Annotated in this window: 22 protein-coding genes; 17 read left to right on the top strand and 5 right to left on the bottom strand. The window is 66.8% G+C overall.

From position 1 onward, the window contains the following. Positions 1-46: 46 nt before the first annotated feature. On the bottom strand, positions 47-1672 hold the full coding sequence (locus AC1DS6_RS00110; protein ID WP_441628669.1) for a 3-(methylthio)propionyl-CoA ligase: 1626 nt from the start codon (positions 1670-1672) through the stop codon (positions 47-49). Between the two features lie 395 nt (positions 1673-2067). Here AC1DS6_RS00110 and AC1DS6_RS00105 point away from each other — a divergent pair, with 395 nt between their 5' ends. The 5 genes from AC1DS6_RS00105 to AC1DS6_RS00085 all read left to right on the top strand — a co-directional run bounded on the left by AC1DS6_RS00105 (position 2068) and on the right by AC1DS6_RS00085 (position 5990). Beyond that, positions 2068-3630: a protein adenylyltransferase SelO gene (locus AC1DS6_RS00105; protein WP_441628710.1), complete on the top strand. Its 1563-nt coding sequence runs from the start codon at positions 2068-2070 to the stop codon at positions 3628-3630. Between the two features lie 102 nt (positions 3631-3732). Next, positions 3733-4179 (top strand): peptide-methionine (R)-S-oxide reductase MsrB, encoded by a 447-nt coding sequence (msrB, locus tag AC1DS6_RS00100; protein ID WP_035867745.1) that lies wholly within the window; start codon positions 3733-3735, stop codon positions 4177-4179. A 70-nt stretch (positions 4180-4249) separates the two neighbouring features. Then, entirely contained in the window at positions 4250-4789 is a 540-nt protein-coding gene (locus tag AC1DS6_RS00095; protein WP_035867747.1) for a septation protein A, read from the top strand. A gap of 87 nt (positions 4790-4876) precedes the next feature. Beyond that, entirely contained in the window at positions 4877-5191 is a 315-nt protein-coding gene (locus tag AC1DS6_RS00090) for a BolA family protein (protein ID WP_045236318.1), read from the top strand. Positions 5192-5195: 4 nt separating this feature from the next. Further along, the gene (locus tag AC1DS6_RS00085; protein ID WP_035867754.1) at positions 5196-5990 is read left to right on the top strand and encodes a peptidylprolyl isomerase; all 795 of its coding nucleotides are present in this window, start codon (positions 5196-5198) and stop codon (positions 5988-5990) included. 153 nt (positions 5991-6143) lie between these two features. Here AC1DS6_RS00085 and AC1DS6_RS00080 read toward each other — a convergent pair whose 3' ends face one another. Then, positions 6144-6827: a TetR/AcrR family transcriptional regulator gene (locus AC1DS6_RS00080; RefSeq protein ID WP_477101680.1), complete on the bottom strand. Its 684-nt coding sequence runs from the start codon at positions 6825-6827 to the stop codon at positions 6144-6146. 109 nt (positions 6828-6936) lie between these two features. Between AC1DS6_RS00080 and AC1DS6_RS00075 the strand changes: the two genes are divergently transcribed. Further along, positions 6937-8577: an acyl-CoA dehydrogenase family protein gene (locus tag AC1DS6_RS00075; protein WP_441628674.1), complete on the top strand. Its 1641-nt coding sequence runs from the start codon at positions 6937-6939 to the stop codon at positions 8575-8577. 45 nt (positions 8578-8622) lie between these two features. Here AC1DS6_RS00075 and AC1DS6_RS00070 read toward each other — a convergent pair whose 3' ends face one another. Then, positions 8623-9834, bottom strand: coding sequence for an HD-GYP domain-containing protein (locus AC1DS6_RS00070; RefSeq protein WP_035867758.1), 1212 nt, complete (start codon positions 9832-9834; stop codon positions 8623-8625). Between the two features lie 309 nt (positions 9835-10143). Beyond that, positions 10144-10884 (bottom strand): helix-turn-helix domain-containing protein, encoded by a 741-nt coding sequence (locus AC1DS6_RS00065; protein WP_441628678.1) that lies wholly within the window; start codon positions 10882-10884, stop codon positions 10144-10146. A 340-nt stretch (positions 10885-11224) separates the two neighbouring features. Between AC1DS6_RS00065 and AC1DS6_RS00060 the strand changes: the two genes are divergently transcribed. The 9 genes from AC1DS6_RS00060 (at position 11225) to AC1DS6_RS00020 (ending at position 21533) form a co-directional block, all read left to right on the top strand. Continuing rightward, positions 11225-12679, top strand: a complete 1455-nt coding sequence (locus AC1DS6_RS00060) for a M81 family metallopeptidase (protein ID WP_441628680.1) — start codon at positions 11225-11227, stop codon at positions 12677-12679. Positions 12680-12737: 58 nt separating this feature from the next. After that, positions 12738-14321, top strand: a complete 1584-nt coding sequence (locus tag AC1DS6_RS00055) for an ABC transporter substrate-binding protein (RefSeq protein WP_477101679.1) — start codon at positions 12738-12740, stop codon at positions 14319-14321. 40 nt (positions 14322-14361) lie between these two features. Next, positions 14362-15297 (top strand): ABC transporter permease, encoded by a 936-nt coding sequence (locus AC1DS6_RS00050; RefSeq protein ID WP_035867767.1) that lies wholly within the window; start codon positions 14362-14364, stop codon positions 15295-15297. Between the two features lie 30 nt (positions 15298-15327). After that, entirely contained in the window at positions 15328-16230 is a 903-nt protein-coding gene (locus tag AC1DS6_RS00045; RefSeq protein ID WP_441628686.1) for an ABC transporter permease, read from the top strand. A gap of 16 nt (positions 16231-16246) precedes the next feature. Next, on the top strand, positions 16247-17299 hold the full coding sequence (locus AC1DS6_RS00040; RefSeq protein ID WP_441628688.1) for an ABC transporter ATP-binding protein: 1053 nt from the start codon (positions 16247-16249) through the stop codon (positions 17297-17299). Continuing rightward, the gene (locus tag AC1DS6_RS00035) at positions 17296-18288 is read left to right on the top strand and encodes an ABC transporter ATP-binding protein (protein ID WP_477101678.1); all 993 of its coding nucleotides are present in this window, start codon (positions 17296-17298) and stop codon (positions 18286-18288) included. The genes AC1DS6_RS00040 and AC1DS6_RS00035 overlap by 4 nt, the downstream gene beginning before the upstream one ends. A gap of 32 nt (positions 18289-18320) precedes the next feature. Continuing rightward, positions 18321-19781 carry an N-acyl-D-amino-acid deacylase family protein gene (locus AC1DS6_RS00030; protein ID WP_441628692.1) on the top strand — a complete coding sequence of 487 codons (1461 nt, stop codon included), beginning with the start codon at positions 18321-18323 and terminating at the stop codon, positions 19779-19781. A gap of 259 nt (positions 19782-20040) precedes the next feature. Beyond that, entirely contained in the window at positions 20041-20364 is a 324-nt protein-coding gene (locus AC1DS6_RS00025) for a putative quinol monooxygenase (RefSeq protein ID WP_235185115.1), read from the top strand. A 170-nt stretch (positions 20365-20534) separates the two neighbouring features. Then, positions 20535-21533, top strand: coding sequence for a cysteine synthase A (locus AC1DS6_RS00020; protein ID WP_441628694.1), 999 nt, complete (start codon positions 20535-20537; stop codon positions 21531-21533). 12 nt (positions 21534-21545) lie between these two features. Here the strand turns inward: AC1DS6_RS00020 and prpR are convergent, their stop codons facing one another. Then, positions 21546-23561: a propionate catabolism operon regulatory protein PrpR gene (prpR, locus tag AC1DS6_RS00015; protein ID WP_477101677.1), complete on the bottom strand. Its 2016-nt coding sequence runs from the start codon at positions 23559-23561 to the stop codon at positions 21546-21548. Positions 23562-23850: 289 nt separating this feature from the next. Between prpR and prpB the strand changes: the two genes are divergently transcribed. Continuing rightward, positions 23851-24759: a methylisocitrate lyase gene (prpB, locus tag AC1DS6_RS00010; RefSeq protein ID WP_035867779.1), complete on the top strand. Its 909-nt coding sequence runs from the start codon at positions 23851-23853 to the stop codon at positions 24757-24759. A 69-nt stretch (positions 24760-24828) separates the two neighbouring features. Beyond that, the coding region (locus AC1DS6_RS00005; protein ID WP_441637642.1) for a citrate/2-methylcitrate synthase at positions 24829-25100 on the top strand (272 nt) is incomplete at its 3' end.

The following is a 25100-nucleotide window of genomic DNA, read 5'->3' as shown; positions in this document are numbered from 1 at the left end:
TATGGCCGGCAAGGATTGGCGGCTCTGTGGCCGCCTTCGCTTGGGGTCAGGCCGCCGGCAGGCGGTAGTCCTTGAATTGCTCGCGCAGCTTGAGTTTCTGCATCTTGCCGGTGGCGGTCAGCGGAATCTCGGTAACAAAAGCCACATCGTCGGGGATCCACCATTTGGCGACCTTGCCTTCGAAGTATTTGAGCAACTCCTCGCGCGTCACCTCGGCACCGGGCCGCTTCATCACGACCAGCAGCGGGCGCTCATCCCATTTGGGGTGATAGCAGGAGATACAGGCCGCCATATGCACCGCGGGATGGGCGGCTGCCACGTTCTCGATATCGATCGAGGAGATCCACTCGCCGCCGGACTTGATCACGTCCTTGCTGCGGTCGGTGATCTGCATATAGCCGTCGGGATCGATGGTGGCCACGTCGCCCGTGGGGAACCAGCCATCCACCAGCGGCGAAGCGTCGTTGCGGTAGTAGTGCTCGATCACCCAGGGACCGCGCACGTGCAGGTCGCCGAAGGCCTTGCCGTCCCAGGGCAGTTCGTTGCCGTCGCCGTCGACAATCTTCATGTCCACGCCGTAGATCACGCGGCCCTGCTTTTCCTGGATCTTCTGCCGCTCGTCTTCCGGCAGGCCGTCGTGGCTAGCCAGCAGGCTGCACGACGTGCCCAGCGGCGACATCTCGGTCATGCCCCAGGCGTGGATGGTTTCCACGCCCAGTTCCTTGAGCGTGCGGATCATGGCCGGCGGCGCCGCCGAGCCACCGATCACGGTGCGATGGAACGTGGAGAACTTGAGCTTGTTGGCCTGCACGTACTGCAGCAAGCCCAGCCACACCGTGGGCACGCCGGCCGAGAAGGTCACCTTCTCCAGCTCGAACAATTCGTAGAGTGAGGCGCCGTCGAGCTTGGCGCCCGGCAGCACCAGCTTGGCCCCGACCAGCGGCACCGAATACGGCAGGCCCCACGCGTTGACGTGGAACATCGGCACCACGGGCAGGATCACGTCGCGCGCCGAGCACCCCAGCGCATCCGGCAGCGCGGATGCGTAGGAATGCAACACGGTGGAACGGTGCGAATACAGCGCGCCCTTGGGGTTGCCGGTGGTGCCGGAGGTGTAGCACAGGCTGGACGCTGTGTTCTCGTCGAACTGCGGCCAGGCGTAGTTGCCGTCCTGCGCGTCGATCAGGTCTTCGTAGCACAGCAGCGGCACCTTGGCGTCGGCCGGCATATGCGCGCGGTCGCTCATCATCACCCAGCCCTTCACGCCCGGGCAATGCGCCGCCACGCCTTCCACCAGCGGCAGGAAGGTGGCATCGAAGAAGACGTACTGGTCCTCGGCGTGATTGATGATGTAGGCGACCTGCTCAGGGAACAGGCGCGGGTTGACGGTATGGCATACCGCCCCCGAACCCGACACCGCGTAGTAGATCTCCAGGTGGCGATAGCCATTCCAGGCCAGCGTGCCGACACGGTCGCCCGACTGCACGCCCAGCGCGGCAATGGCCTGGGCCAGTTTGCGGGCACGCAGCTCGCAGTCGCGATAGGTATAGCGGTGCAGATCGCCTTCGGTCCGTCGCGAGACGATTTCCGTGCCGCCATAGTGGCGGGCGGCGTGCTTGATGATGGAGGAAATGAGCAGGGGTTCGCTCATCATTTGACCCATCAATGCCATGGAATAGTCTCCTGAAATTTTTTGAGATTCGTTAGAAAAACGAACAACCGTTCTATTTTTTGGCCGATTGTTGCCATCCATTGATGAAACGTCAACGGGAATCCTTTGTGCAGCGCCATATCCGGAAGGCTGGGTTGCTGCACTCCGGCCCCATCGCGGTGCGTCGGGGACGGGACTTAAGGAATAACCGGAAACATTGTGGTGGCAACGGCGGTCAGAGATGCGAACGACGGCGTGGAAGTACAATACCGCCTGCCATGTTGCACCTCAACATGTCGTTTTCCCTAGCCTGCAAGCGCACTTGCGAGAAATTCGACATGCTGGCGCTGCAGTGCCCAGCCACCCACAGTGATGCCTCAGTGAACTCTCCCGAGCCAACCGGCGCCCCCCGCGCCTTGCCTGAAGCCGCCAGCCCCGCCCAACTGGACGCGGCTGCGGCCGTCCCGCCGTTCACGACCGTGCCCGGCTTTGCCGACCTGGGAGCGCGCTTCTTTACCCGGCTTGCCCCGACGCCGCTACCCTCCCCACGGCTGGTAAGCGTATCGCCGGCGGCCGCCGGCCTGCTGGGCTGGAACGCGGATGATGCAACACAGCGTAGCTTCATCGAAATTTTTGCAGGAAATCACGTACCCGAGTGGGCGGATCCTCTTGCCAGCGTCTATTCCGGCCACCAGTTCGGCGTCTGGGCCGGCCAGCTGGGCGACGGGCGCGCGATCCGCCTGGCGGAAGCGCGCACCGCCGGCGGCCCCTGGGAAATCCAGCTCAAGGGCGCGGGCATGACGCCCTACTCGCGCATGGCAGACGGCCGCGCCGTGCTGCGCTCCTCGATCCGTGAATACCTGTGCTCGGAAGCCATGTTCGCGCTGGGCGTGCCCACCACCCGCGCCATGTGCATCGTCGGCTCGGACGCTCCTGTGCGACGCGAAACCATCGAGACCGCCTCCGTGGTGACACGGCTGGCGCCCTCCTTCATCCGTTTCGGCCATTTCGAGCATTTCGCCGCGCGCGAGGATATCGGCGCGCTGCGCCAGCTCGCGGACTTCGTCATCAACCGCTTCATGCCGGAATGCCGCGAGGACAAGCAGCCGTACCAGGCGTTGCTGCGCGAAGTCTCGCTGCGCACCGCGGACCTGATGGCGCATTGGCAGGCGGTAGGCTTCTGCCACGGCGTGATGAATACCGACAATATGTCGATTCTCGGCCTGACCATCGACTACGGCCCCTTCGGCTTCCTCGATGCCTTCGACGCCAACCACATCTGCAACCACACGGACACGCAGGGCCGCTACGCCTACAGCCAGCAGCCGCAGGTTGCGTTCTGGAACCTCCATTGCCTGGCCCAGGCGCTGATGCCGCTGTGGCGCGAGGGCGATGGCAAGGACGAAGGCGAAGCCGGCAAGGCCGCCACCGATGCCGCGGTGCAAGCCGCGCGCGCCGCGCTCGATCCGTTCCGCGAGCGCTATGCCGCGGCCTTTTTCCGGCAATACCGCGACAAGCTGGGCCTGCGTCCAACGGGCGCCGGCGACGAGGACGACGAACCGCTGCTGACCGACCTGTTCCAGTTGCTCCACACACAGCGCGTGGACTACACCTTGTTCTGGCGCAATCTCGCCCGCATCTCTTCCGTCGATGGCAGCCAGGATGCGCCGGTGCGCGACCTGTTCCTGGATCGCGCGGCATGGGATGCCTGGGCCGACAAGTACCGCGCACGGCTGCGTGCCGAGAACTCCGTCGACGCCGCGCGGGCGGTGGCCATGCTGGCGGTCAACCCCAAGTACGTACTGCGCAACCACCTGGCCGAAACCGCCATCCGCCGTGCTCGCGAGAACGATTTCAGCGAGGTTGACCGCCTGCTGGCTGTGCTGTCGCGCCCTTTCGACGAGCAGCCCGAAGCGGAAGGCTATGCCGCGTTGCCGCCGGACTGGGCCGCGGGGCTGGAAGTGAGCTGTTCGTCATAAGCACGCGGCCACGCTGTAAGGATTGGCAGTCGAGATACGACCAACTGGCCGTGGGTGACGAAAAGCGATCGTTTCCCAGCCAACCAGAAAGGAAAGCCGGATATGACCACGCAAAAGACCGAAGCCGAGTGGCGCGAGCAACTCTCCGACATCGAATACCGCGTTGCCCGCGAGGCGGCCACCGAAAGGCCCTTCACCGGCCGCTACTGGGACCACTGGGAGCGCGGCACCTACCGCTGCGTCGGCTGCGGCACGCCGCTGTTCGAAGCCAGCACCAAGTTCGACGCCGGTTGCGGCTGGCCCAGCTACTTCCGCCCCATCAACGGCGAGGTGATCGATGAGCACACCGACCGCACCCACGGCATGGTACGGGTGGAAGTCCGCTGCAAGGAATGCGGCAGCCATCTCGGCCATGTTTTCGAAGATGGCCCTGCGCCCACCGGTCTGCGCTACTGCATCAACTCGGCTGCGCTAAAATTCGATGAGCGCGACCCCGCCGACTTCGATGCGGGTGACGCCGCGCCGACATCGCCCGACACGCCGCGCTAAGCCCGAACCGCCCGCGCGGCGGTTCGCCGCCAACCCTGTCCTCGACCTTGCGTCGCTCAATCCAGTCCGCATGAAATTCCTGTTCGACCTGTTTCCGGTCATCCTGTTCTTCGTCGCCTTCAAGTTCGCGGGCATCTACGCCGCCACCGGAGTGGCCATCGCCGCCACCGTGGTGCAGATCGGCTGGGTCTGGCTGCGCCACCGCAAGGTCGAGCCGATGCAGTGGGTCAGCCTGGTGATCATCTCGGTGTTCGGCGGCGCCACGCTGCTGCTGCACAACGAGACCTTCATCAAGTGGAAGCCCACCGTGCTGTACTGGCTGTTTGCCGCCACGCTGACGCTGTCGGCGCTGATCTGGCGCAAGAACCTGATCCGCGCCATGCTGGGCAAGCAGGTGACCATGCCGGAAGCCGCCTGGGGCAAGCTCAACGCCGCCTGGGCCGCCTTCTTCGCCGTGATGGGCGTGGTCAACCTCTACGTGGCGTACCAGTTCTCCACCGATGCCTGGGTCAATTTCAAGCTGTTCGGCAGCATGGGCCTGATGCTGGTGTTCATCCTGGCGCAAAGCGTCTGGCTGTCGCGCCACATGCAGGAAAACACCTCCGAGTAAGCGCCCCGGCGGGCCGTTCCCGCCGCGCCTTCCAAGACTGACCGTCCGGCCCCGGCCGGACTCCCACCAGGACAAGCACAAACGCCGATGGCCGCAGAACCCGCACAAATCGAAGCCCTGCTGCGAGCAGCCCTTTCTCCCTCCCGCGTAGAGGTGCGCGACGACAGCGCGCTGCACGCCGGCCATGCCGGCGCCGCCTCCGGCGGCGGGCACTATCACGTGACCATCGTCAGCGGGCAATTTGCCGGCAGCACCAGGGTGGCACGCCACCGCATGGTGTATGATGCGCTGCGCGATCTGTTCCCCACGCAAATCCATGCGCTGGCAGTGACGGCGCTGACCGACCAAGAACTTGAATCCCGCGAAACCTCCCGCGATTCCTCGAGCAACTCTCAGACCTGATTCCATGAAGACCACAGTCCTCTCGTTCAGCCTGGCGGCTGTGCTTGCCGCTGGCAGCTTGCCCGCCCTCGCCCAGAACGCCGCCGTCGTGAATGGCAAGGCGATCCCCTCGGCCAAGCTGGACAAGCTGATAGCCGGCACCGGACAGCCTCCCAGCGCAGAACTGCGCGACCGTGCCCGCACCATGCTGATCGACCGTGAGCTGCTGCTGCAGGAAGCCAACAAGCGCGGCCTGACCCAGCGCGATGACCTGCAGGAACAACTGGAACAGGCCAAGCTCAATGTGCTGGCCGGTGCCGTCTTCGAAGACTACGTCAAGACCCACGGCGCCAGCGACGAAGAACTGCGCAAGCAATACGACAAGATCAAGTCCCAGTTCGGCAGCGGCAAGGAATACCACGCCCGCCACATCCTGGTGGAAAAAGAAGCCGACGCGCGCGCCATCATCGCCAAGATCAAGGCCGGCGCCAAGTTCGAAGACCTGGCCAAGGCCTCGTCCAAGGACCCGGGCTCCGCGGCCAACGGCGGCGATCTTGACTGGGCCAACAGCAGCAGCTACGTGCCGGAATTCTCCGCCGCCATGACGGGGCTGAAGAAGGGCCAGATGACCGAGACCCCGGTCAAGACCCAGTTCGGCTGGCACATCATCCAGCTCGACGACGTGCGCGACGCCAAGATCCCGACCTTCGAAGAAGTCAAGCCGCAGCTGGTGCAGATGCTGATGGGCGACCAGAACTGGCAGCGCGAGCAGTTCCAGGCGATGATGAAGTCGCTCAAGGAAAAGGCCAAGATCCAGTAAGCTGGATTCAGCCCTGGCAGTAAGACGAAACCGGCGCCGATGGCGCCGGTTTTGTTTTTGTGGCCCGCGGCTGCGGCTTACTTCAACCGCATGTTTGCTCCCCTCTCCCACTTGTGGGAGAGCAAGCCGGGGGAGAGGGAGTGACAGCCGTCGTCATTTCAGACGGTTTTGGCGCGTCTTGCCTGCTTCGTTCAGTACCTCGGGCGGCTCGCCCAGCGTACCCAGATACCCATGCGCAGCCCCCCGCAGCCGCCGCATCAGCCGCGGAAAATCGATTTCCTCCCCTTCGTCGATGCAGGCATGCGAGATCAGGCCGTAGACGATGGCCTGCAGCGTCACCGAGGCCTCCTCGATCACCGGGGCTGGCGGCGCGTCGGCGGCGCTTTGCAGCGCCCGGCTCCACAGCGCCACGAACCTCCCATACATCTTTCGATACGCCGCGCGCCCCGAATAGTGCCGCTCCAGCAGGTAGACCGGCCCCCACCGCTCCGGCGTCTCCCGGTGGTGCCCGACATTGACGGCAATCAGCGCGTCCACGATCACTGCGATGGGCTCGCCCCGGCGTTGCGCCAGGCATTCGTCCATGGACTGCACGATGCGCTTGGCACGCAGATGCAGGCAAACACGGGCCAATTCTTCCTTGCTGCCGAAGTACTCATAGAAGGTACCCAGCCCCACCCCGGCCAGGTCGACGATGGCGCGAATCGTCACTTGCCCGTAATCCTGCCCGGCCAAAAGCCGAACAAAGGCCTCCTGAATGGCCAGCGAGGTCTGCCACGAGCGCGACTGCACCGGCTTGCGGCGAGGTTTTTCCGGGCCTTTCTGCTGTGGGTTCATGGTGCTCCGAAAGCCGAACATGCAGGCTGGGCATTGTATCTAGAATGACCTTTCGAATCTAACGGGCGGCAGCGAGCCCTGCCAGTCCGGCCCAAGGAGACAGCCCGCAATGAACGCCACCCATGCCATCACCAACCAGGTCCCCGAACTCAAGGACTACAACCTCTACACCAGCGACCCCGGCATCCGGCGTGCCGTGGAACGCGCCGGCGCGGCCTGGAACGAAGCCGAGCTTGAACGCCAGGGCGCGGTACTCGGCGCCGAGGCAACCATCCGCCACGCCGAGGATGCCAACCGCCACCACCCCGAGCTGCATACGCACTCGCGCATCGGCGAGCGCATCGACCAGGTCCGCTTCCACCCCGGCTGGCACGCGATGATGACCATCGCGCGCAGGAGCGGCCTGGCCAACCTGCCCTTCGCCGATACGCGCCCGTCCGCCTGGGCCTCGTATGCAGCCTCGCTTTACATGCACTGCCAGATCGAGTCCGGCTCGCTCTGCCCCACCAACATGACCCAGGCCTGCATCCCCGTGCTGCGCAAGGAGCCGGACCTGTTCGCGCAGCTCGGCGGCAAGCTGCTGACCCCGGCCTACGATCCGCGCGACATCCCCATCGAGCAAAAGCCGTCGATCAACGTAGGCATGGGCATGACGGAGAAACAAGGCGGCTCCGACGTGCGCGCCAATACCACCCGCGCGGTACCCGGCCGCGGCGAGGGACGTGGCGCCGAGTACCTGATCACTGGCCACAAGTGGTTCTTCTCCTCGCCGATGTCGGATGCCCACCTGGTACTGGCCAATACCGAAGCCGGCTCCTCCTGCTTCTTCGTGCCGCGCTGGCGGCCCGACGGCAGCAAGAACCCCATCGAGATCCAGCGCCTGAAGGACAAGGTGGGCAACCGTTCCAACGCCAGCAGCGAAGTGGAATTCCGTGAAGCCTGGGGCATCATGGTGGGCGACGAGGGCCGCGGCATTCCCACCATCCTGGAGATGGCCACCTACAGCCGCCTGAACTGCGCACTCTCCAGCGCGGGCTTCCTGCGCCAGGCGCTGGTGCAGTGCCTGCACTATGCGCGCCACCGCAGCGCCTTCGGCAAGCCGCTGATCCGCCAGCCGCTGATGGTCAGGCTGCTGGCCGACATGGCGCTGGAGGCGGAAGCCGCGATGCTGCTGGCGATGGACCTGGCCACCGCCTTCGAAGCCACCGGCGATCCCGCCCGTCTCGCATGGCGCCGCATCCTCACGCCCGCCTCCAAGTTCTGGATCTGCAAGCGCGCGGTTGAAATGACCGGCGAGGCAATGGAAGTTTTCGGCGGCAACGGCTATGTGGAGGAAGGCCCGATGGGCCGGCTGTTCCGCGAAGCGCCCGTCAACTCGATCTGGGAAGGCTCGGGCAACGTGATGTGCCTGGACGTGCTGCGCGCCATCGGCCGCAACCCAGAGGATTACCTGCGCGTGCTGGACCAGATGAGCGTCGTGGGCGCGGGCGAGCCGCGCATCCAGGCCAGCGTGGCGGCATTGCGCGCGGCGCTGCGCCTGCCCGAGGAAGAGCAGCAGGCCGAGGCCCGCCGCACCACCGCGCGGCTGGTGCTGACCGCCCAGGCCTGCCTGATGCTCCAGCATGCCGATGCGGCCACCGCCGGCGCCTTCCTGGCCAGCCGCTTCGACCCGGAATGGGGTGCCGTCATGGGCATCAGCGCGGGCGGTGGCGATGCCGCGCGCATCCTCGAACAGGCCTGGGCCGCCTGACGCTGTCCTTGCGGACAAGATGCGCCTCGCAGGATGGATCGCCGGTCAGGCTGCGCAGAGTTCCAGCAGTTGTTCGTCGCGGAAGCCCCATTGCGCCGGGTCCTCGAAGCTCACGATGGTGTCTTCCGCCTCGCTCAGGTCCAGTGTTTCGGGGCCCACCTGCGTGGCCTCGCTCAGCGAGTAGAACACCTTGACCCGCGGGCGCAGCGGCTCGTTGTCGTTCTGTGCAAACACCACCGCCAGCCGTCCGGAGCGCAAGCGCAGCACCGTGCCCAGCGGATAGATGCCGATCGACCTGGTGAAAGCCTGGAACACGGTGCGGTCGAACAAGGTATCGACCCGCACCGCCATGTATTCGAGCGCCCGCGCCGGCGTCCAGGCCTGGTGCCCCGGGCGGCTGGAGGTCAGCGAGTCATAGGTGTCGCACACCGCCGCGATCTTGGCGTGCACGCTGATCTCATGCCCATGCAGGCCGAACGGATAGCCGCGCCCGTCGATCCGTTCGTGATGGTGCACGCAGACATCGAGCGGGATATTGCTGTAGAGCCTGGCCTCGTTGAGGATGCGATAGCCGACGGACGGATGGCGCTGCACCATGGCCATCTCCGCGGCGGTCATGTCGCCACGCTTGTGCAGTACCTGGGTGGGAATGGAAATCTTGCCGATATCGTGCACCAGGCCCGCCAGGCCGAGTTGCTGCACCTCGCCATTGTCCAGCCCGAGGGTACGTCCGAGCGCGATCATCAACGCGCAGACCGCGAAGGAATGCAGATAGGTGTAGTCGTCCCGGACCTTGAGCCGCGCCAGCGCGATCAGGGCCTGCGAATGGCGCGTCAGCGAATTCGATACGGAGTCGACCAGCATCAGGGCGCCCTCCACTTCGAGCGCGCGGCCCATGCGGGCGTCGGTGAACATCGAGCCGACCACCGCCTTGCCGTTCTTCATGACTTCCCGCGCGAGCCCGAACTCCACCTCCAGCGATACCGCCGATTGCGGCACGGCGCTGGCCGGCTCGTCGGCCACGGGTTTCACGCTCAGCGATCCGGTTGCCGCCAGCTGCACGGGCGGCGGAATGCCTTTGCCCTTGAGCAGGTCGATCCATACCTCCTCGACCTTGGAGGCAATCATCTGGTCGATCTGTTCCTGGCTGTTCACCAGGAACCGCGACCGCCAGAAGGGATGCTCAATCCATGGCCCGCCCACCCTGGCCACGAACATTCCAACTTGAAGCTGCCGGGTCTTGATCCGCTTCAGCATGCCAGCTCCTCGCGTACAGATTGAATAAGGCGTGGTCGCTTAACGGCAGCAAGCCGGAATACTTTAGGGCTGACGGATTCTTTCCGTGCCGCCAACGCCAGCCCCGCCATGCGGGATGGCTATGATTTTGCCCACAATCGGTAGTTTCCAGGAACGGACTTAGCCGGGAAACCGGCGCATCGACGCACGACGCTTCCGGCCCGGGCGCGGCGAGGCCGAACATAAGCCTCACAGGGCAGCAGGGATTACGGTGGATGGATCCGGGGCGAAGCCGCGCGGCTCCACGGAGCCGGCGCTGACGCGGGCACCTCAGCCCTTGCCCTGCCCCTTGCCGGCAGCGGCCTTCCCCCGGGGCCGCCTGACGACACGCGCTGGCGCGGCCTCCGCCTCCCCGGCCTGGGCTGACTTCATGAAGCTGCTTTCGCTGGTGGTCACGCCCACCACCCTGGCGAGCTGCCGGCTTACGCTGACGTAGGCATGGCCCATGCGGGCATCGAAGTACAGCGCGTCGCCGCGCGCCAGGTGCACCTTCTCGCCGTTGTCGAAATGCACCTCGACCTCGCCGGTGAGCACGTAGACAAATTCCTCGCCGGGATGGCGGGCGAAGTCCTCGGGGCCTTCGATGCGGCGCGCATGCACGGTGCCGATCACCGGGCTCATCTGCTTGCCCACCGCCTCGGTGCCAAGAAACTCATAGGAAAACGAAGAGCCCCGGTAGGTCACGCCCTCGCCGGCCCGCGTCACGACGGGCCCCTGGAACGGCGACGTCTTCACGCCCGCGCCGGCGAACATCGAGCCCATATCCATCTGCAGCGCCTTGCCCAGCGCGGCAAAATTCTCGTAGCCCAATGCAAGTTGCCCGCGTTCCGCGCGCGAGATGGTGGTGATGGAAACACCGGAGAGTTCGGCGAGGTGCGCGAGCGTCCAGCCGAAGGCCTTGCGCGCCGTGCGCAGACGCTTGCCAAAGGTCTCGCGGTCGAGCGTGCGCGAGTCGTCGCCAGACTCGTCGCTGTCGTCGCTGCCGCGCCCCGGGGCGATATGTGTTTTCAAGCCTGCGTCCTTTTTTCCGTTGGGCCGGATGCTATCAGACGGCACCGCCGGGTACATCCCATGCTGCTCACTCTAGTGGAAAATTTGCGTATTCGCAATTTGCATATTCGCAAATTCTTGAATACACTCACTCGCATTCCAAAGCACTCGCGTCCTGTCATCCGGGTCGCGGGCCAGGGCGGCCATGGCATCCGGACACTGGCGGCGCTGGGGCAAAACCTGCGCCGCGCTGGCGCCCGCGCTTCCCGCCTCGTCCGGGCTTACCCGAGAACGGGCCCGCGCTGCAGCATCGACCTGAATCGCATCTGTCCTCCAACCGCCCAACCAGGAGTTCACCACCGTGCGTGTCTTCAGTGCCTCCCTCGCCACCGAAACCAACACCTTCGCGCCGATGCCGACGGGCCTCGCTTCCTTCCGGGACCGCGGCTACTTCCCCGCCGGCCAGCATCCCGGCCAGATGACCTTCTTCTCCGGCCCGCTGTGGGCCGCCCGGCTGCGTGGCAAGGAGCGCGGCTGGCAGTTGTCCGAAGGCATGGTGGCCGGCGCGCAGCCCAGCGGCACCACCACCCGCCATGCCTACGAAACCCTGCGCGACGAACTGCTGGCCGACCTGCGCGCGGCACTGCCGGTGGACATGGTGCTGCTCGGCCTGCACGGCGCGATGGTGGCCGAGGGCTACGACGACTGCGAGGGCGACCTTCTGCAGCGCGTGCGGGCCATGGTCGGGCCCGGCGTGGTGATCGGCGCGGAGCTGGATCCGCACAGCCACCTGACGCCGGAGATGGTGGCGCACGCCGACCTGCTGATCGCCTTCAAGGAATACCCGCACACCGACGTGCTGGAGCGCGCGCTGGAACTGGTCGACCTGTGCGCGGCCAAGGTGGAAGGCAAGGTCCGGCCGGTGGCGTCGGTGGTCGACTGCGAGATGATCGTCACCGTCCATACCTCGCGCGAGCCCGCGCGCGGCTTCGTGGACCGCATCCAGTCGCTGGAAGGCCGGGACGGCGTGCTGTCGGTCTCCATAGCGCACGGCTTCTCCTGGGGCGACGTGCCGGGCATGGGCACCAAGGTGCTGGTCTACACCGATGGCGACCAGGCCAGGGCCGATGCGCTGGCCCGCCAGCTGGCCGATGAGTTGATCGGCATGCGCGAGGCGCTCACGGTGCCCTACCCGGACATCGACACCGCGCTCGACGAGGCGCTGGCCTTCGACGGCGGACCCGTGGTGCTGGCCGATGGCGCCGACAACCCGGGCGGCGGCGCGGCGAGCGACTCCACCTTCATCCTGCGCCGCATGATCGAGCGCGGCATCGGCAACGCGGCGATCGGCCCGATGTGGGACCCGATCGCGGCGCGCATCGCCTTCGACGCCGGCGTCGGCGCGCGGCTGGCGATGCGAATCGGCGGCAAGATCAGCCCTCTCTCGGGCGATCCGCTGGACCTGGACTGCACGGTCAAGGCGCTGCAAGCCGACATGGTCATGACCGGCTTGTCGAACACCCCGGTACAGATGGGCGACTGCGCGCTGGTGGAAGCCAACGGCATCGACATCGTGCTGATCACGCTGCGCAACCAGGCGATGGGCACGGACCTCTTCACACAGCTGGGATGCGACCTTGCCCGCAAGAAGATCATCGTGGTCAAGTCCTCGCAGCATTTCTACGCGTCGTTCTCGAAGGTGGCGAAGCACGTGATCTACGCGGGCGCCCCCGGTGCCGTGACGCTCGATCTCACAACGCTGCCCTACCGCAAGGTTCGCCGTCCCAAGTGGCCGCTCGACAGCGCCGCGGCCTGAGCACCGCCCGCCTGTCTACAACGATAACGACGATAACGACGACAAAGGAGACTCGCAGATGAAACTGAATGCCCCGCTGTCCGCCGCCCTCGCGGCGAGCGCCCTCGCCCTGGCTGGTGCCAGCCTTCCCGTGCTGGCCCAGACCAAGACGCTCAAGGTGGTGGCGCACGCCGACCTGAAGATCCTCGACCCGACCTTTACCACGGCCTACATCACGCGCAACTTCGGCTACATGGTGTACGACACGCTGTTCGCGCAGGATGCAAGCGGCAAGCCGCAGCCCCAGATGGTGGAGAAGTACAGCAGCTCGAAGGACGGCAAGCAGTGGAGCTTCACCTTGCGCCCCGGCCTGAAATTCTCGGATGGCAGCCCCGTCACTGCCGCCGACGCAGTCGCATCGCTGCAGCGCTGGGGCGCGCGCGACAGCCTGGGCCGCGCCATGGGCGATGCCGGCGCGGAGTGGAAGGCCGTCGACGCGCGCAATTTCACGCTGACGCTCAAGGAGCCCTTTGGCATGGTGCTCGACGCGCTGGCCAAGCCCTCGGGATTTCCCCCGGTGATCCTGCCCGAGCGCCTGGCCAGGATGCCAGCCACCGCGCCGCTGCCCGAGGTGATCGGCTCCGGCCCCTTCGTCTTCAAGCGCGACGAATGGGTACCGGGCAACAAGGCGGTATTCGTGCGCAACCCGCACTACGTGGCGCGCAGCGAACCGGCGAGCGGTCTCGCCGGCAGCAAGAAGAGCCAGTTCGAGAGCGTCGAATGGCTCTACCTGCCGGACGCCAACAGCGCCATCGCGGCGCTCAAGCGCGGCGAGGTCGATCTGGTCGAACAGGTGCCGCCCGACTATATCGCCCCGCTGCGTGCCGACACCAGCGTCAAGATCGGCTCGGGCGGCGCCTACCAGGGCGTGCTGGTGATGAACCAGCTCCATCCGCCCTTCAACAACCCGAAGGTACGCCAGGCCTTCCTGCAGGCAGTGAGCCAGGACCGCTTCACCGCGGCCATGGGGTATCCGCTCGATATGCGCATGAACTACTGCGCCACCTATTTCATCTGCGGCGGCGCCAACGATACGTCGGCCGGTGCCGAACCCTACCGCAAGGCCGACCTGGCCCGCGCCAAGCAGTTGCTGGGCGCGGCCGGCTACAAGGGCGAGAAGGTGGTGGTGCTGGTACCGACCGACGTGCCCCAGCTCAACGCCGAAGCCCTGATGGCGGCGCAGACCATGCGCAGCATGGGCATGAACGTGGACATGCAGAACATGGACTGGGCCTCCATCGGCGCGCGCCGCGCCAAGCGCGACGCGCCCGAGGCCGGCGGCTGGAATATGTACGTGACCGTGGCGGGCGAGTTCGATTCGAATTCACCGATCACCAATGCCTACCTCAGCGCCGCTTGCGGCAACAGCCTGCCCGGCTGGCCCTGCGACAAGCCGCTCGACGAGCTGCGCACAGCCTGGATCCGCGAGACCGTGCCGGCCAGGCGCAAGGAACTGCTCGATGCGTTCCAGAAGCGCGCCTATGAGGCCGTGCCCTACGTGAACGCCGGCCAGTACTCGGCGGCCTTCGCGGCGCGCGCCAGCCTCAAGGGCATCGACAAGCTGTGGGCCGGCATGCCCACGGTCTGGATGCTCGACAAGTAAGAAAGAGAACGAAGAACGACCCCACCGAGGAGACACGACGATGGGCTACCTGCTCAGACGCCTGGCCGCGACGCTACCCGTGATGGCGGTGGTAGCCGTGGTGGTATTCCTGCTGATCCACCTGTCGCCGGGCGACCCGGCGGCGCTGATCGCCGGCGACCTCGCGACGGTCGACGACATCGCCAGGCTGCGCGGCGCGCTGGGCCTTGACCAGCCGCTGTGGCGGCAGTTCGCGCTGTGGACCGGCCGGCTTGCCACCGGCGATCTCGGCACCTCGATCTTCACCCAGGTACCGGTGGCCCGGTTGCTGGCGCAGCGCCTGGAGCCCACCGTCTCCATCGCCGCGCTGACGATGCTGCTGACCTTGCTGGTCGCGGTGCCGCTGGGCACGCTGGCGGCCTACCGCGCCGGCAGCTGGATCGACCGGCTGGTGATGCTGTTCGCGGTGCTGGCCTTCTCGCTACCGGTGTTCCTGGTGGGCTACCTGCTGGTTTATGCCTTCGCCATCCAGCTGCCGTGGTTCCCGGTACAGGGCTACGCGCGCTTTGCCGACGGCGCCGGCGAATGGTTGCGCAGCCTGGTGCTGCCCTGCATCAATCTGGCGCTGGTCTATATCGCGCTGGTGACCCGCATGACGCGCGCCACCGTGCTCGAAGTGCTGCACGAGGACTACATCCGCACCGCGCGCGCCAAGGGCCTGGGCGTGCTGCCGGTGCTGGGCCATGCGCTGCGCAACGCGGCGATCCCGATCGCCACCACGATTGGCGTCGGCATCGCGCTGCTGATCGGCGGCGTGGTCGTTACCGAGACCGTGTTCGCCATTCCCGGCGTCGGCCGCCTGGTGGTCGACTCGGTACAGCGTCACGACTACCCGGTGATCCAGAGCGTGCTGCTGATCTCGGCCGGCGTGTACGTGCTGATCAACCTGATGATCGACCTGAGCTACCGGCTGTTCGATCCGCGCATCAAGTACTGAGCGCCTTTCCTCGCCGCGAGACCTGCTGACATGACCACTTCCCTGCCCGTGACCGAAGGCGCCGCCCCCGAAGGGGTGGCCGCCGACGACGCGCCCTTCGTGCTGCCGCGCTGGCACTGGGCGCGCAAGCATCCCACGCTGATCATCGGCGCGCTGCTGCTGATCGCGATCGCCGTGCTCTCCATCGGCGCGCCCTGGATTGCCACCATTGACCCCCAGGACATCGACCCGCTGGCGCGCATGCAGCCGCCCTCGGCCGAGCACTGGTTCGGCACCGACGCGCTGGGCCGCGACGTGTTCAGCCGCGCGGTCTGGGGCGGCCGCGTCTCCATGATCGTCGGCCTCTCGGTCGGCCTGCTCGCGACCGTGCTCGGCGTGCTGCTCGGCCTCACCGCGGGCTTTGTGCGCTGGGCCGATGCCTTCGTGATGCGCGTGATGGACGGCCTGATGGCTATCCCCGGCATCTTGCTGGCGATCGCGCTGATGGCCGTCACGCAGGCCAGCCTGACCGCCGTGATCGTCGCCATCACCATCCCCGAGGTTCCGCGCGTGGTGCGGCTGGTGCGCTCGCTGGCGCTGACCCTGCGCGAGCAGCTCTTCGTCGAGGCGGCGCATGCGGTAGGCACCCGCCTGCCGGTGATCCTGGCGCGCCACGTGGTGCCCAATATGGTGGCGCCCCTGATCGTGCAGGCCACGTTCGTGGCCGCCGCCGCCGTGCTGACCGAAGCGGCACTGTCTTTCCTCGGCGTAGGCGTCCCGGCGCAGACGCCAAGCTGGGGCAACATGATGGCCGAGGGCCGCAACTTCGTGGCCGTGGCCTTCCACATCATCCTGTACCCCGGCATCCTGCTGGCCGCGACGGTGCTGGCGATCAACCTGCTGGGCGACGGCTTGCGCGATGCGCTCGATCCGCGCCTGGCGCGGCAACTCTGAACCAGGGAGCGCATTCATGACGATGACGATGTCCCGCGCCGCCATGGCCACCGGCGAGCCGCTGCTCGAAGTCGACGAGCTTTACACCCATTTCGATACGCTCACCGGCCCCGCCCGCTCGGTCGACGGCGTCTCCTACACGGTATGCGCCGGCCAGACCCTTGGCGTGGTTGGCGAGTCGGGCTGCGGCAAGAGCGTGACGGCACTGTCGGTCATGCGGCTGCTGCCGACGCCGCCGGCGCGCATCCGCGGCGCCGTGCGGCTGCGCGGCACCGACCTGCTGCAGATCAGCGAGCGCGAGATGCGCCGCATCCGCGGCAACCGCATCTCGATGATCTTCCAGGAGCCGATGACCTCGCTGAACCCGGTGCTCACGATCGGCCGCCAGATCGCCGAGACGGTGCGCCTGCATCAGGGTGCAAGCCGTGCCGGCGCGATGCGGCGCGCGGTGGAAATGCTGCGCCTGGTGCAGATCCCCGAGCCCGAGCGCCGCGTCAACGAGTATCCGCACCAGCTGTCCGGCGGCATGCGGCAGCGCGTGATGATCGCGCTGGCGCTGGCCTGCAACCCCGAAGTGCTGATCGCCGACGAGCCCACCACCGCGCTCGACGTGACCATCCAGGCCCAGATCCTGGACCTGATCCGCCGCCTGCAGAAAGAGCTTGGCATGGGCGTGGTGATGATCACGCACGACCTCGGCGTGGTGGCGGAGTGCTGCGACCGGGTGATCGTGATGTACGCCGGGCGCAAGGTCGAGGAAGCCGATGTCACCGACCTGTTCGACCGCCCGCTGCACCCCTATACCCGCGCGCTGATGGCCTCGATGCCCTCGATGAATACCAGCAGCCAGCGCCTGGCCGAAATCCCCGGCCTGGTGCCATCGCCCCAGGAAGCGCGCCGGGGCTGCGCCTTCGCGGCGCGCTGCCCGCATGCCGACACGCGCTGCGCGCGCGAGATCCCGCAACTCACGCGCCACGGCGCAGACCATGCGGTGGCCTGCTTCGCGGTCGAGGAAGGCCGTATCGAATGCAACCAGCAAGCCCGGGAAGCCCAGGAAGCCATCGCATGAGCACCAACTCCGCAACGCCATCGCCCCTGCTCAAGGTCGACCGGCTCAAAAAGCACTACGTCGCGCCGCAGCGCTGGCTGGCGCCGCGCAAGCCGCCCATCCAGGCGGTGGATGGCGTGTCCTTCACCGTCGAGCGCGGCGAAACGCTCTCGCTGGTCGGCGAATCCGGCTGCGGCAAGACCACCACCGCCAAGTCGGTGCTGCGCCTGATCGAGCCTACCTCGGGCTCGGTGCAGCTCGACGGCGAGGAACTGGTGGGCCTGCCGGCCAGCGCCATGCGGCTGCGCCGGCGCGACCTGCAGATCATCTTCCAGGATCCCTATGCCTCGCTAAGCCCGCGCCTGACAGCCGGCGAGATCGTCAGCGAGCCGCTGCGCAATTTCGGCGTGCAGTCGCGCGCCGAGCGCAGCGAACGCGTGCAGTGGCTGTTCGGCAAGGTCGGCCTGCGGCCGGAGGCCGCGAAGAAATTCCCGCACGAATTCTCGGGCGGCCAGCGGCAGCGGCTGGGCATCGCACGCGCGCTCGCGCTCAACCCCAAGCTGATCGTCTGCGACGAACCGGTGTCGGCGCTCGACGTCTCGGTGCAGGCGCAGGTGGTCAACCTGCTGATGGACCTGCAGGCCGAGTTCGGCATCGCCTACCTGTTCGTCGCGCATGACCTGGCGGTGGTGCGCCACATCAGCCACCGGGTCGCCGTGATGTACCTGGGCCAGATCGTCGAACTGGCCGGCCGCGACACCTTGTTCTCCGCACCGCGCCACCCGTACACCGAGATCCTGCTGTCCGCGGTGCCAGTGCCCGATCCGCGCACGCCGGCCCGGCGCCTGCTACTGCAAGGCGACCCGCCGAGCCCGGCCAACCCGCCAGCGGGCTGCCGCTTTCACACACGCTGCCCGCTGGCGCAAGCCGTATGCAAGGAACAGGCGCCCGCCCTCACCGAACGGCCATCCGCCGGCGGTGGGCATCAGGTGGCCTGCCATTTCCGCTGACCGACTCGCTGCAGACCAAAATGAGGAATCCGATGTCCGATCCCAATTCCACGCACTACGACCTGCTGATCGCTGGCGGCACGGTGATCGACGGCAGCAAGGCACCCCGCTTCAGCGCCGATATCGGCGTGCGCGGCGGCCGCATCGCGGCGATCGGCAACCTGACCGGGCACACGGCCGACCGGACGCTGGACGCGGCGGGCCAGATCGTCGCGCCCGGCTTCATCGATGCGCACACGCACGATGACCAGGCCGTGCTGTCGCAGGCCACCATGCCCTTCAAGATCTCGCAGGGCGTAACGACCGTGATTGCCGGCAATTGCGGCATCAGTGCCGCCCCGTTGCGCGCCGACATGGACCTGCCCATGCCGCTGAGCCTGATCGACTCGCCGGCCGAGGGCCGCTTCACCACCTTCGCGGCTTATCTCGACGCGTTGCGCGCCACGCCAAGCTCCGTCAACGTGGCGGCGATGGTCGGGCATTCGACCCTGCGCGCGGTCACCATGCCAGCGCTCGACCGGCCCGCCAATGCCGAGGAAATTGCTGCCATGCGGGCACTGGTCGAGGAAGCCATGCAGGCCGGCGCGATCGGCCTGTCGACCGGCACCTTCTACCCGCCCGCCGCCAAGGCGACGACCGAGGAGATCATCGAGGTCTGCCGGCCGCTCAGCGCGCGCAAGGCGCTATACGTGACGCATATGCGCGACGAGTCCGACCATGTCATGCAGTCGCTGGAAGAAACCTTCCGCATCGGCCGCGAGCTCGACGTGCCGGTGGTGGTGTCGCACCACAAGGTGCAGAACACGGCAAATTTCGGCAAGAGCCAGGTCACGCTGCCATTCATCCGTGAAACCATGAAGCACCAGTGCGTCTCGCTCGACTGCTACCCGTACACGGCCGGCTCCACCATGATCCGCACCGACCGCGGCATGCTCGAAGGCCGGGTGCTGATCTCCGCCAGCCAGCCGCACCCCGAATGCGCGGGCCGCGATCTCGACGACATTGCCAGGGAATGGGGCGTGCCCAAGGACGAGGCCGCGCGCCGCCTGCAGCCCGGCAGCGCGGTCTACTTCCTGATGGACGAGAACGATGTCCAGCGCATCCTCGCGTTCGACGAAACCATGATCGGCTCCGACGGCATTCCTGTCGGCGAAAGCCCGCATCCGCGCCTGTGGGGCACCTTCCCGCGCGTACTCGGCCACTACTGCCGCGAGATCGGGCTGTTCCCGCTAGAGACGGCGGTGTGGAAGATGACCGGGCTGACGGCGCGCAACTTCGGCCTGCATCAACGCGGCACGCTGGAGGTGGGCCACCATGCCGATATCGTCGTCTTCGATGCCGCGAACGTGCGCGATGCCGCCAGCTACGAAACCCCTGCCCGACCGGCCGAAGGCATCGACACCGTGATCGTCAACGGTGCCATTACGTGGCGGCACGGCGCGCACAGCGGGGCGCGCAACGGGCAGGTGATCACACGGCAAGCCACGCCATAACGCGGGAAACGTGCCGCTTGCTTACGGACCGCCGCCACCGCCTTGATCTCGGCCACGAGTTCCGGGCGTTGCGGCTTAGCGACGCACATGCCGGCTGGCGCATACGGGACCTGAGGCGCATGAGGCGCATGCGAACCCGCTATGCCCACCGGTGCCGGCGCCGCACCCCGCCATCACCCTCGGGCCCACTTGTCAACCCGCCCAAATATCCGGCCAGCGCCCTCGGGCATTCGGCCCAAGGACCGGCAGCACGGCTACAATGGCGCGCCACACGCTTGCCGTTCACACCATGTCCACAACGTACACGCTTGTCGGAATTGCGCGCGCCAAGGCTCACCGCCGTGAAGTCCTGGTTGCCAAGCTGGCCGCGCTGCGCCTGCGCGGCGCCATGGAACCCGGTTGCCTGCGCTACCACGTGGGAGAAGACGCCGAGGATGCCGAGGTGTTTGTGCTTTATATGGAGTGGAATTCCAGGCACGCGCTGGAATCGCATCTCAACAGCGAATATGTGCGTGATTTTCACGACACCCGGCAGGAATTTCTTGAGGGTGACATCAATTTCCGGTGGCTGAACGCTGCCTGACGGCCGCCCAAGGGCCGCCATCCCGAAGTGGCCCAAAACCCGCTTTTCCGGCCGAAGCCGAACCCGTCGGCCATCCGGTTTTTCCGGCACGGCTTGTTATTCCCCCAACGCCGATCTATCACTTTGAGTGACGCTCCAGCGCATCCGGAGCGCATCACCCGGAGTACATCATGGACGTCAGGGATGGTTTCGTCGGCACCATCGGCCACACGCCGCTGATCCGGCTGGCAGGACTGAGCGCGGAGACTGGCTGCGAAATCCTGGGCAAGGCGGAATTCCTCAATCCGGGCGGTTCGGTCAAGGACCGCGCGGCGCTCTTCATCATCCGCGATGCGGAACGGCGCGGCGTGCTCAAGCCCGGCGGCACGGTGGTGGAAGGCACCGCCGGCAATACCGGCATCGGCCTGGCCCATATCTGCTCCGCGCGCGGCTATCGATGCATCGTGGTGATCCCAGACACCCAGTCCCCGGAAAAAATGGACCGCCTGCGGCTGCTCGGCGCCGAGGTGCGCCCGGTGCCCGCGGCGCCCTATGCCGACCCCAACAACTACCAGAAGGTGGCCGGGCGCCTGGCCCAGGAGACGGAAAACGCCATCTGGGCGAACCAGTTCGACAACCTGGCCAACCGCCAGGCGCATTACGAAACCACCGGCCCGGAAATCTGGCATGACACCGCCGGCAAGGTCGATGCCTTTGTCTGTTCCACCGGCACGGGCGGCACGCTGGCCGGCGTCGCGCGTTTCCTGAAGGAGAAGGAGCGCAACCCGCCCGTGCGCATCGTGCTGGCCGATCCGCACGGCAGCGGGCTGTATCACTTCGTCAAGCACCGCGAGGTCAAGGCCGAGGGCAACTCCATCACCGAGGGCATCGGCTCCAGCCGGGTCACCGCCAACCTGGCGGACACGCCGATCGACGATGCGGTCCGGATCGACGACCGGTCCTGCGTCGACACGGTTTACCGGCTGCTGCGCGAGGAAGGCTTATGGCTGGGCGGTTCGTCCGGCATCAACGTGGCGGCGGCGGCGTGGCTGGCCCGCGAGATGGGGCCCGGCCACACCATCGTTACGCTGCTGTGCGACCGCGGCGACCTGTATGCCGGGCGCCTGTTCAATGCGGACTGGCTGGCGGCCAAGGGGCTGACGCCGCAGCCCCTCGTGGCACGGCACTGAGCCCTGGCATGGCTACGGCGCCTCTTTCAGGCGCCGCCACAGGGTAGTGGCGCTGATGCCCAACTGATGACAGGCGGCAGCGCGGTTGCCCCCGCATTCCGCCAGCACGCGCCGTATATGCTCTGCCTGGCTCGCGCGGGCCACGCCCGCGAGCGAGCCGGCCCCGGCCGCATCGTCCGCCGCCCCGGCCGCCGCGCGCCGCAAGCCGCCGGCCAGCGGCGCAGGATCGCCCTGCGGCTCCGTGCCAAACAACTCCGGCGCGGCCGCCTGCAATTCATCGAGCAAATCCCGGGGCGCCAGCTCGCGCCCCGCCACCAGCACGGCAATGCGCTCGGTCACGTTTTCCAGCTCGCGGATATTGCCCGGCCAGGCATAGCCCGCCAGCCTTGCCCGCACCGCTTGCGGCAGCGGCTGCGGCGCCGGCTGCCCCAGGCGTTCCTGGGCACGGCGGTACAGCAGTTCCGCCAGTTCGGGCAGGTCGCCGGCGCGCTCGCGCAGCGGCGGCATCTCGATGCGCAGGATATTGAGGCGGTAGTAGAGATCCTGGCGGAAGCTGCCCTGCCGGACCAGTTCGCCCAGGTTGCGGTGCGTGGCGGCGATCACCCGCACATTGACCGGCACCGCGTCCAGGCCGCCGATCGGCAGCACCTGCTTTTCCTGCAGCACGCGCAGCAAGCGGGTCTGCAGCGCGGGCGGCATATCGCCCACTTCATCCAGGAACAGCGTGCCGTTGTGGGCGGATTCGAACAGGCCCGCCTTGCCGCCGCGGCGCGCGCCGGTAAAGGCGCCTTCTTCGTAACCGAACAGTTCGCTTTCCAGCAGGGTTTCGGGGAACGCGGCGCAATTGACCGCGACGAAGGGAAACGCCCGGCGCGGGCTGGCGTCGTGCATGCCCTGCGCCAGCACTTCCTTGCCGGTGCCGCTTTCGCCGCCCACCAGCACGGTGGAATCCACCGCCGCATAGCGACGCGCCAGTTCGCGCAGGTGATGCATGGCGGGGGAAGCGCCGGCGAGATCATCAAGGCTGTAGCGCACCCCGGCCGGCCGGGCGCGGCTGCGCGAGCGCAGGTTGCGGTCGACCCGGTGGATGGCATTGGCGTCCTGCAAGGTCAGCACCGCGCCGGCGGTGCCGTTCTCGGTCACGATGGGGATGCGGTTGACCACCACCATCTTGTCGCCGAGCTTGTGGATGGCTTCCAGCTCCTTGCTGCCGCTTTGCATCACGCCGTCGAGCGACAGCGCCGGAGCCAGCGTTTGCAGCTTGCGGCCCAGGGCGGCGGCCGGCGCCGTGCCGAGAAAGCGCTCCATGGCCGGGTTGTAGGTCTGGATGCGCCCTTCCGCGTCGACCGCGGCCACGCCTTCGTTGAGGTGAGCCAGGATGGTGTTCACGTAGTCGCGCCGGCCCGACTCGATGCGGCGCAGGCGGGCCGCTTCAATCACATCCTCCAGCGCGCCCCGCACCGAATTGCCGGAGTACAGGAACACGCCGATCAGGCCGATCTTGTCCGCCAGGTCGGTCACCATGCCGGGCCCCACCACCACCTTCACGCCCTCCTGCTTGAGGGCCTTCACGCGGGCGGCGGCATCGTCCTCGGTCAGGTACGTGTAGGCCGGGATCGACAGCGAGAAAGTCCGCACGAATTCGTCCACCTCCGGATAGGTAGCCGCGTGCGTCACCAGCGCCACCTTCGGCGAGATGCGCCGCGCCGTCGCCAGCGCGCTCATCACATCGAAGCCAGTCACCTTGACCAGCACCACGGGCACATCGACATGCTGGCGCAGGTAGGCGCCGTTGGAGCCACCCGCCACCACGGCATCGAGCCGGCCCTCGCGCGCTTCGCGTGCGACGGCGCTGGCGGCGGCCGCGTAGCCCTTGCCGACGATGCGGAATTCCGCCTGGGCGGCATAGCCGGGGATCAGGTCGGCAAAGGCGCGCGACAGGCGGCTGATGCCGATGGCCCAGATGCGGGGGCGCGCGGCATTGCCGGTGCCGGCGGCGTTGATCGGAGCGGGAAGGCCAATCGTCATGGGAGCGGAAAAAACAGTGCTCTTGCCAGTAGCAAGCTAATCTTGAGATTGTGCGCGCAGGCAACGTGCATTTCAATATTGAAATGCAATCCTTTCAAATCTGAAATTTCACGCACGTACCGGTTTCATCGCAATGACTCGCGGCAAATGGCTGCGGATCGCCGCCAGGCCAAGCCTGACAACGGCTGATGCCTTGCACGGCGGTCGCAGCGATTCCCCGGGGCAAGTAGCCGGGCACGCCTGGCACACCCCTTGCGCTAATAGCCCGTCCACTCCCAAAGCGAACATCATGACCTTCTCCACTTCCGACCTCGCCCGCTCCGCCGGCGCCCGCTTCCGCCAGGCCCTGGCCGATGAGCACCCCCTGCAGGTCGTCGGCACCATCAATGCCAACCATGCGCTGCTGGCCAAGCGCGCAGGCTACCGCGCCATCTACCTGTCGGGCGGCGGCGTGGCCGCGGGTTCGCTGGGCCTGCCTGACCTGGGCATCTCCAACCTGGACGACGTGCTGACCGACGTCCGCCGCATCACCGACGTGTGCGACCTGCCGCTGCTGGTGGACGTGGACACCGGTTTCGGCGCATCGGCCTTCAACGTGGCCCGCACCACCAAGTCGTTGATCAAGTTCGGCGCGGGCGCGATGCATATCGAAGACCAGGTCGGCGCCAAGCGCTGCGGCCACCGTCCGGGCAAGGAAATCGTCTCGCAAGGCGAGATGGTGGACCGCATCAAGGCCGCGGTCGATGCCCGCACCGATGAGAACTTTGTCATCATGGCGCGCACCGACGCGCTGGCCGTGGAAGGCCTGGACAAGGCCATCGAGCGGGCCGTGGCCTGCGTGGAAGCCGGCGCCGACGCCATCTTCCCCGAAGCCATGACCGACCTGGCCATGTACCGCAAGTTCGTCGACGCCGTGAAGGTGCCGGTGCTGGCCAACATCACCGAATTTGGCGCTACGCCGCTGTTCACCACCGGGGAACTGGGTGGTGCCGGTGTGTCGATGGTCCTCTACCCGCTGTCGGCCTTCCGCGCCATGAACAAGGCGGCCGAAAACGTGTACGCTGCAATCCGCCGCGACGGCACGCAGCAAAATGTGGTCGATACCATGCAGACGCGCGCCGAGCTGTACGAGAGCATTGGCTATCACGACTTCGAACAAAAACTGGATGCCCTGTTTGCCCAGGGCAAGGCCAAGTAAGCACAACTGCACAGCAGTACGATCGTAAGCAACATCAGTCAGCACAGCATTCCCCAAGGAGACTCCCCCATGTCCGAAGCGCAACCGCTCGCCGCCCCGAAGCCGAAGAAATCCGTCGCCCTGTCGGGCGTGACCGCCGGCAATACCGCGCTGTGTTCGGTCGGCCGTACCGGCAACGACCTGCACTACCGCGGCTACGACATCATCGACATCGCCGAGACCTGCGAGTTCGAAGAGATCGCCCACCTGCTGGTGCACGGCAAGCTCCCCACCCGCGCCGAACTCACCGCCTACAAGGCCAAGCTCAAGGCCCTGCGCGGCCTGCCCGCCAACGTCAAGGC

Source organism: Cupriavidus sp. 05L310 (genome assembly GCF_056398185.1).
The sequence above is the reverse complement of the archived record's forward strand: the minus strand, read 5'-3'. Positions and strand labels throughout refer to the sequence as shown.

Bases quoted from the DNA above. Each gene is read 5' to 3' on its own strand.
- AC1DS6_RS00050 (WP_035867767.1), top strand. From the start codon at position 14,362: ATGGGCTACCTGCTCAGACGCCTGGCCGCGACGCTACCCGTGATGGCG.
- AC1DS6_RS00045 (WP_441628686.1), top strand. From the start codon at position 15,328: ATGACCACTTCCCTGCCCGTGACCGAAGGCGCCGCCCCCGAAGGGGTG.
- AC1DS6_RS00095 (WP_035867747.1), top strand. From the start codon at position 4,250: ATGAAATTCCTGTTCGACCTGTTTCCGGTCATCCTGTTCTTCGTCGCC.
- AC1DS6_RS00030 (WP_441628692.1), top strand. From the start codon at position 18,321: ATGTCCGATCCCAATTCCACGCACTACGACCTGCTGATCGCTGGCGGC.
- AC1DS6_RS00090 (WP_045236318.1), top strand. From the start codon at position 4,877: ATGGCCGCAGAACCCGCACAAATCGAAGCCCTGCTGCGAGCAGCCCTT.
- AC1DS6_RS00040 (WP_441628688.1), top strand. From the start codon at position 16,247: ATGACGATGACGATGTCCCGCGCCGCCATGGCCACCGGCGAGCCGCTG.
- AC1DS6_RS00055 (WP_477101679.1), top strand. From the start codon at position 12,738: ATGAAACTGAATGCCCCGCTGTCCGCCGCCCTCGCGGCGAGCGCCCTC.
- AC1DS6_RS00110 (WP_441628669.1), bottom strand. From the start codon at position 1,672: ATGGCATTGATGGGTCAAATGATGAGCGAACCCCTGCTCATTTCCTCC.
- AC1DS6_RS00020 (WP_441628694.1), top strand. From the start codon at position 20,535: ATGGACGTCAGGGATGGTTTCGTCGGCACCATCGGCCACACGCCGCTG.
- AC1DS6_RS00080 (WP_477101680.1), bottom strand. From the start codon at position 6,827: ATGAACCCACAGCAGAAAGGCCCGGAAAAACCTCGCCGCAAGCCGGTG.
- AC1DS6_RS00075 (WP_441628674.1), top strand. From the start codon at position 6,937: ATGAACGCCACCCATGCCATCACCAACCAGGTCCCCGAACTCAAGGAC.
- AC1DS6_RS00025 (WP_235185115.1), top strand. From the start codon at position 20,041: ATGGCGCGCCACACGCTTGCCGTTCACACCATGTCCACAACGTACACG.
- AC1DS6_RS00035 (WP_477101678.1), top strand. From the start codon at position 17,296: ATGAGCACCAACTCCGCAACGCCATCGCCCCTGCTCAAGGTCGACCGG.
- AC1DS6_RS00085 (WP_035867754.1), top strand. From the start codon at position 5,196: ATGAAGACCACAGTCCTCTCGTTCAGCCTGGCGGCTGTGCTTGCCGCT.
- AC1DS6_RS00070 (WP_035867758.1), bottom strand. From the start codon at position 9,834: ATGCTGAAGCGGATCAAGACCCGGCAGCTTCAAGTTGGAATGTTCGTG.
- prpB (WP_035867779.1), top strand. From the start codon at position 23,851: ATGACCTTCTCCACTTCCGACCTCGCCCGCTCCGCCGGCGCCCGCTTC.
- msrB (WP_035867745.1), top strand. From the start codon at position 3,733: ATGACCACGCAAAAGACCGAAGCCGAGTGGCGCGAGCAACTCTCCGAC.
- prpR (WP_477101677.1), bottom strand. From the start codon at position 23,561: ATGACGATTGGCCTTCCCGCTCCGATCAACGCCGCCGGCACCGGCAAT.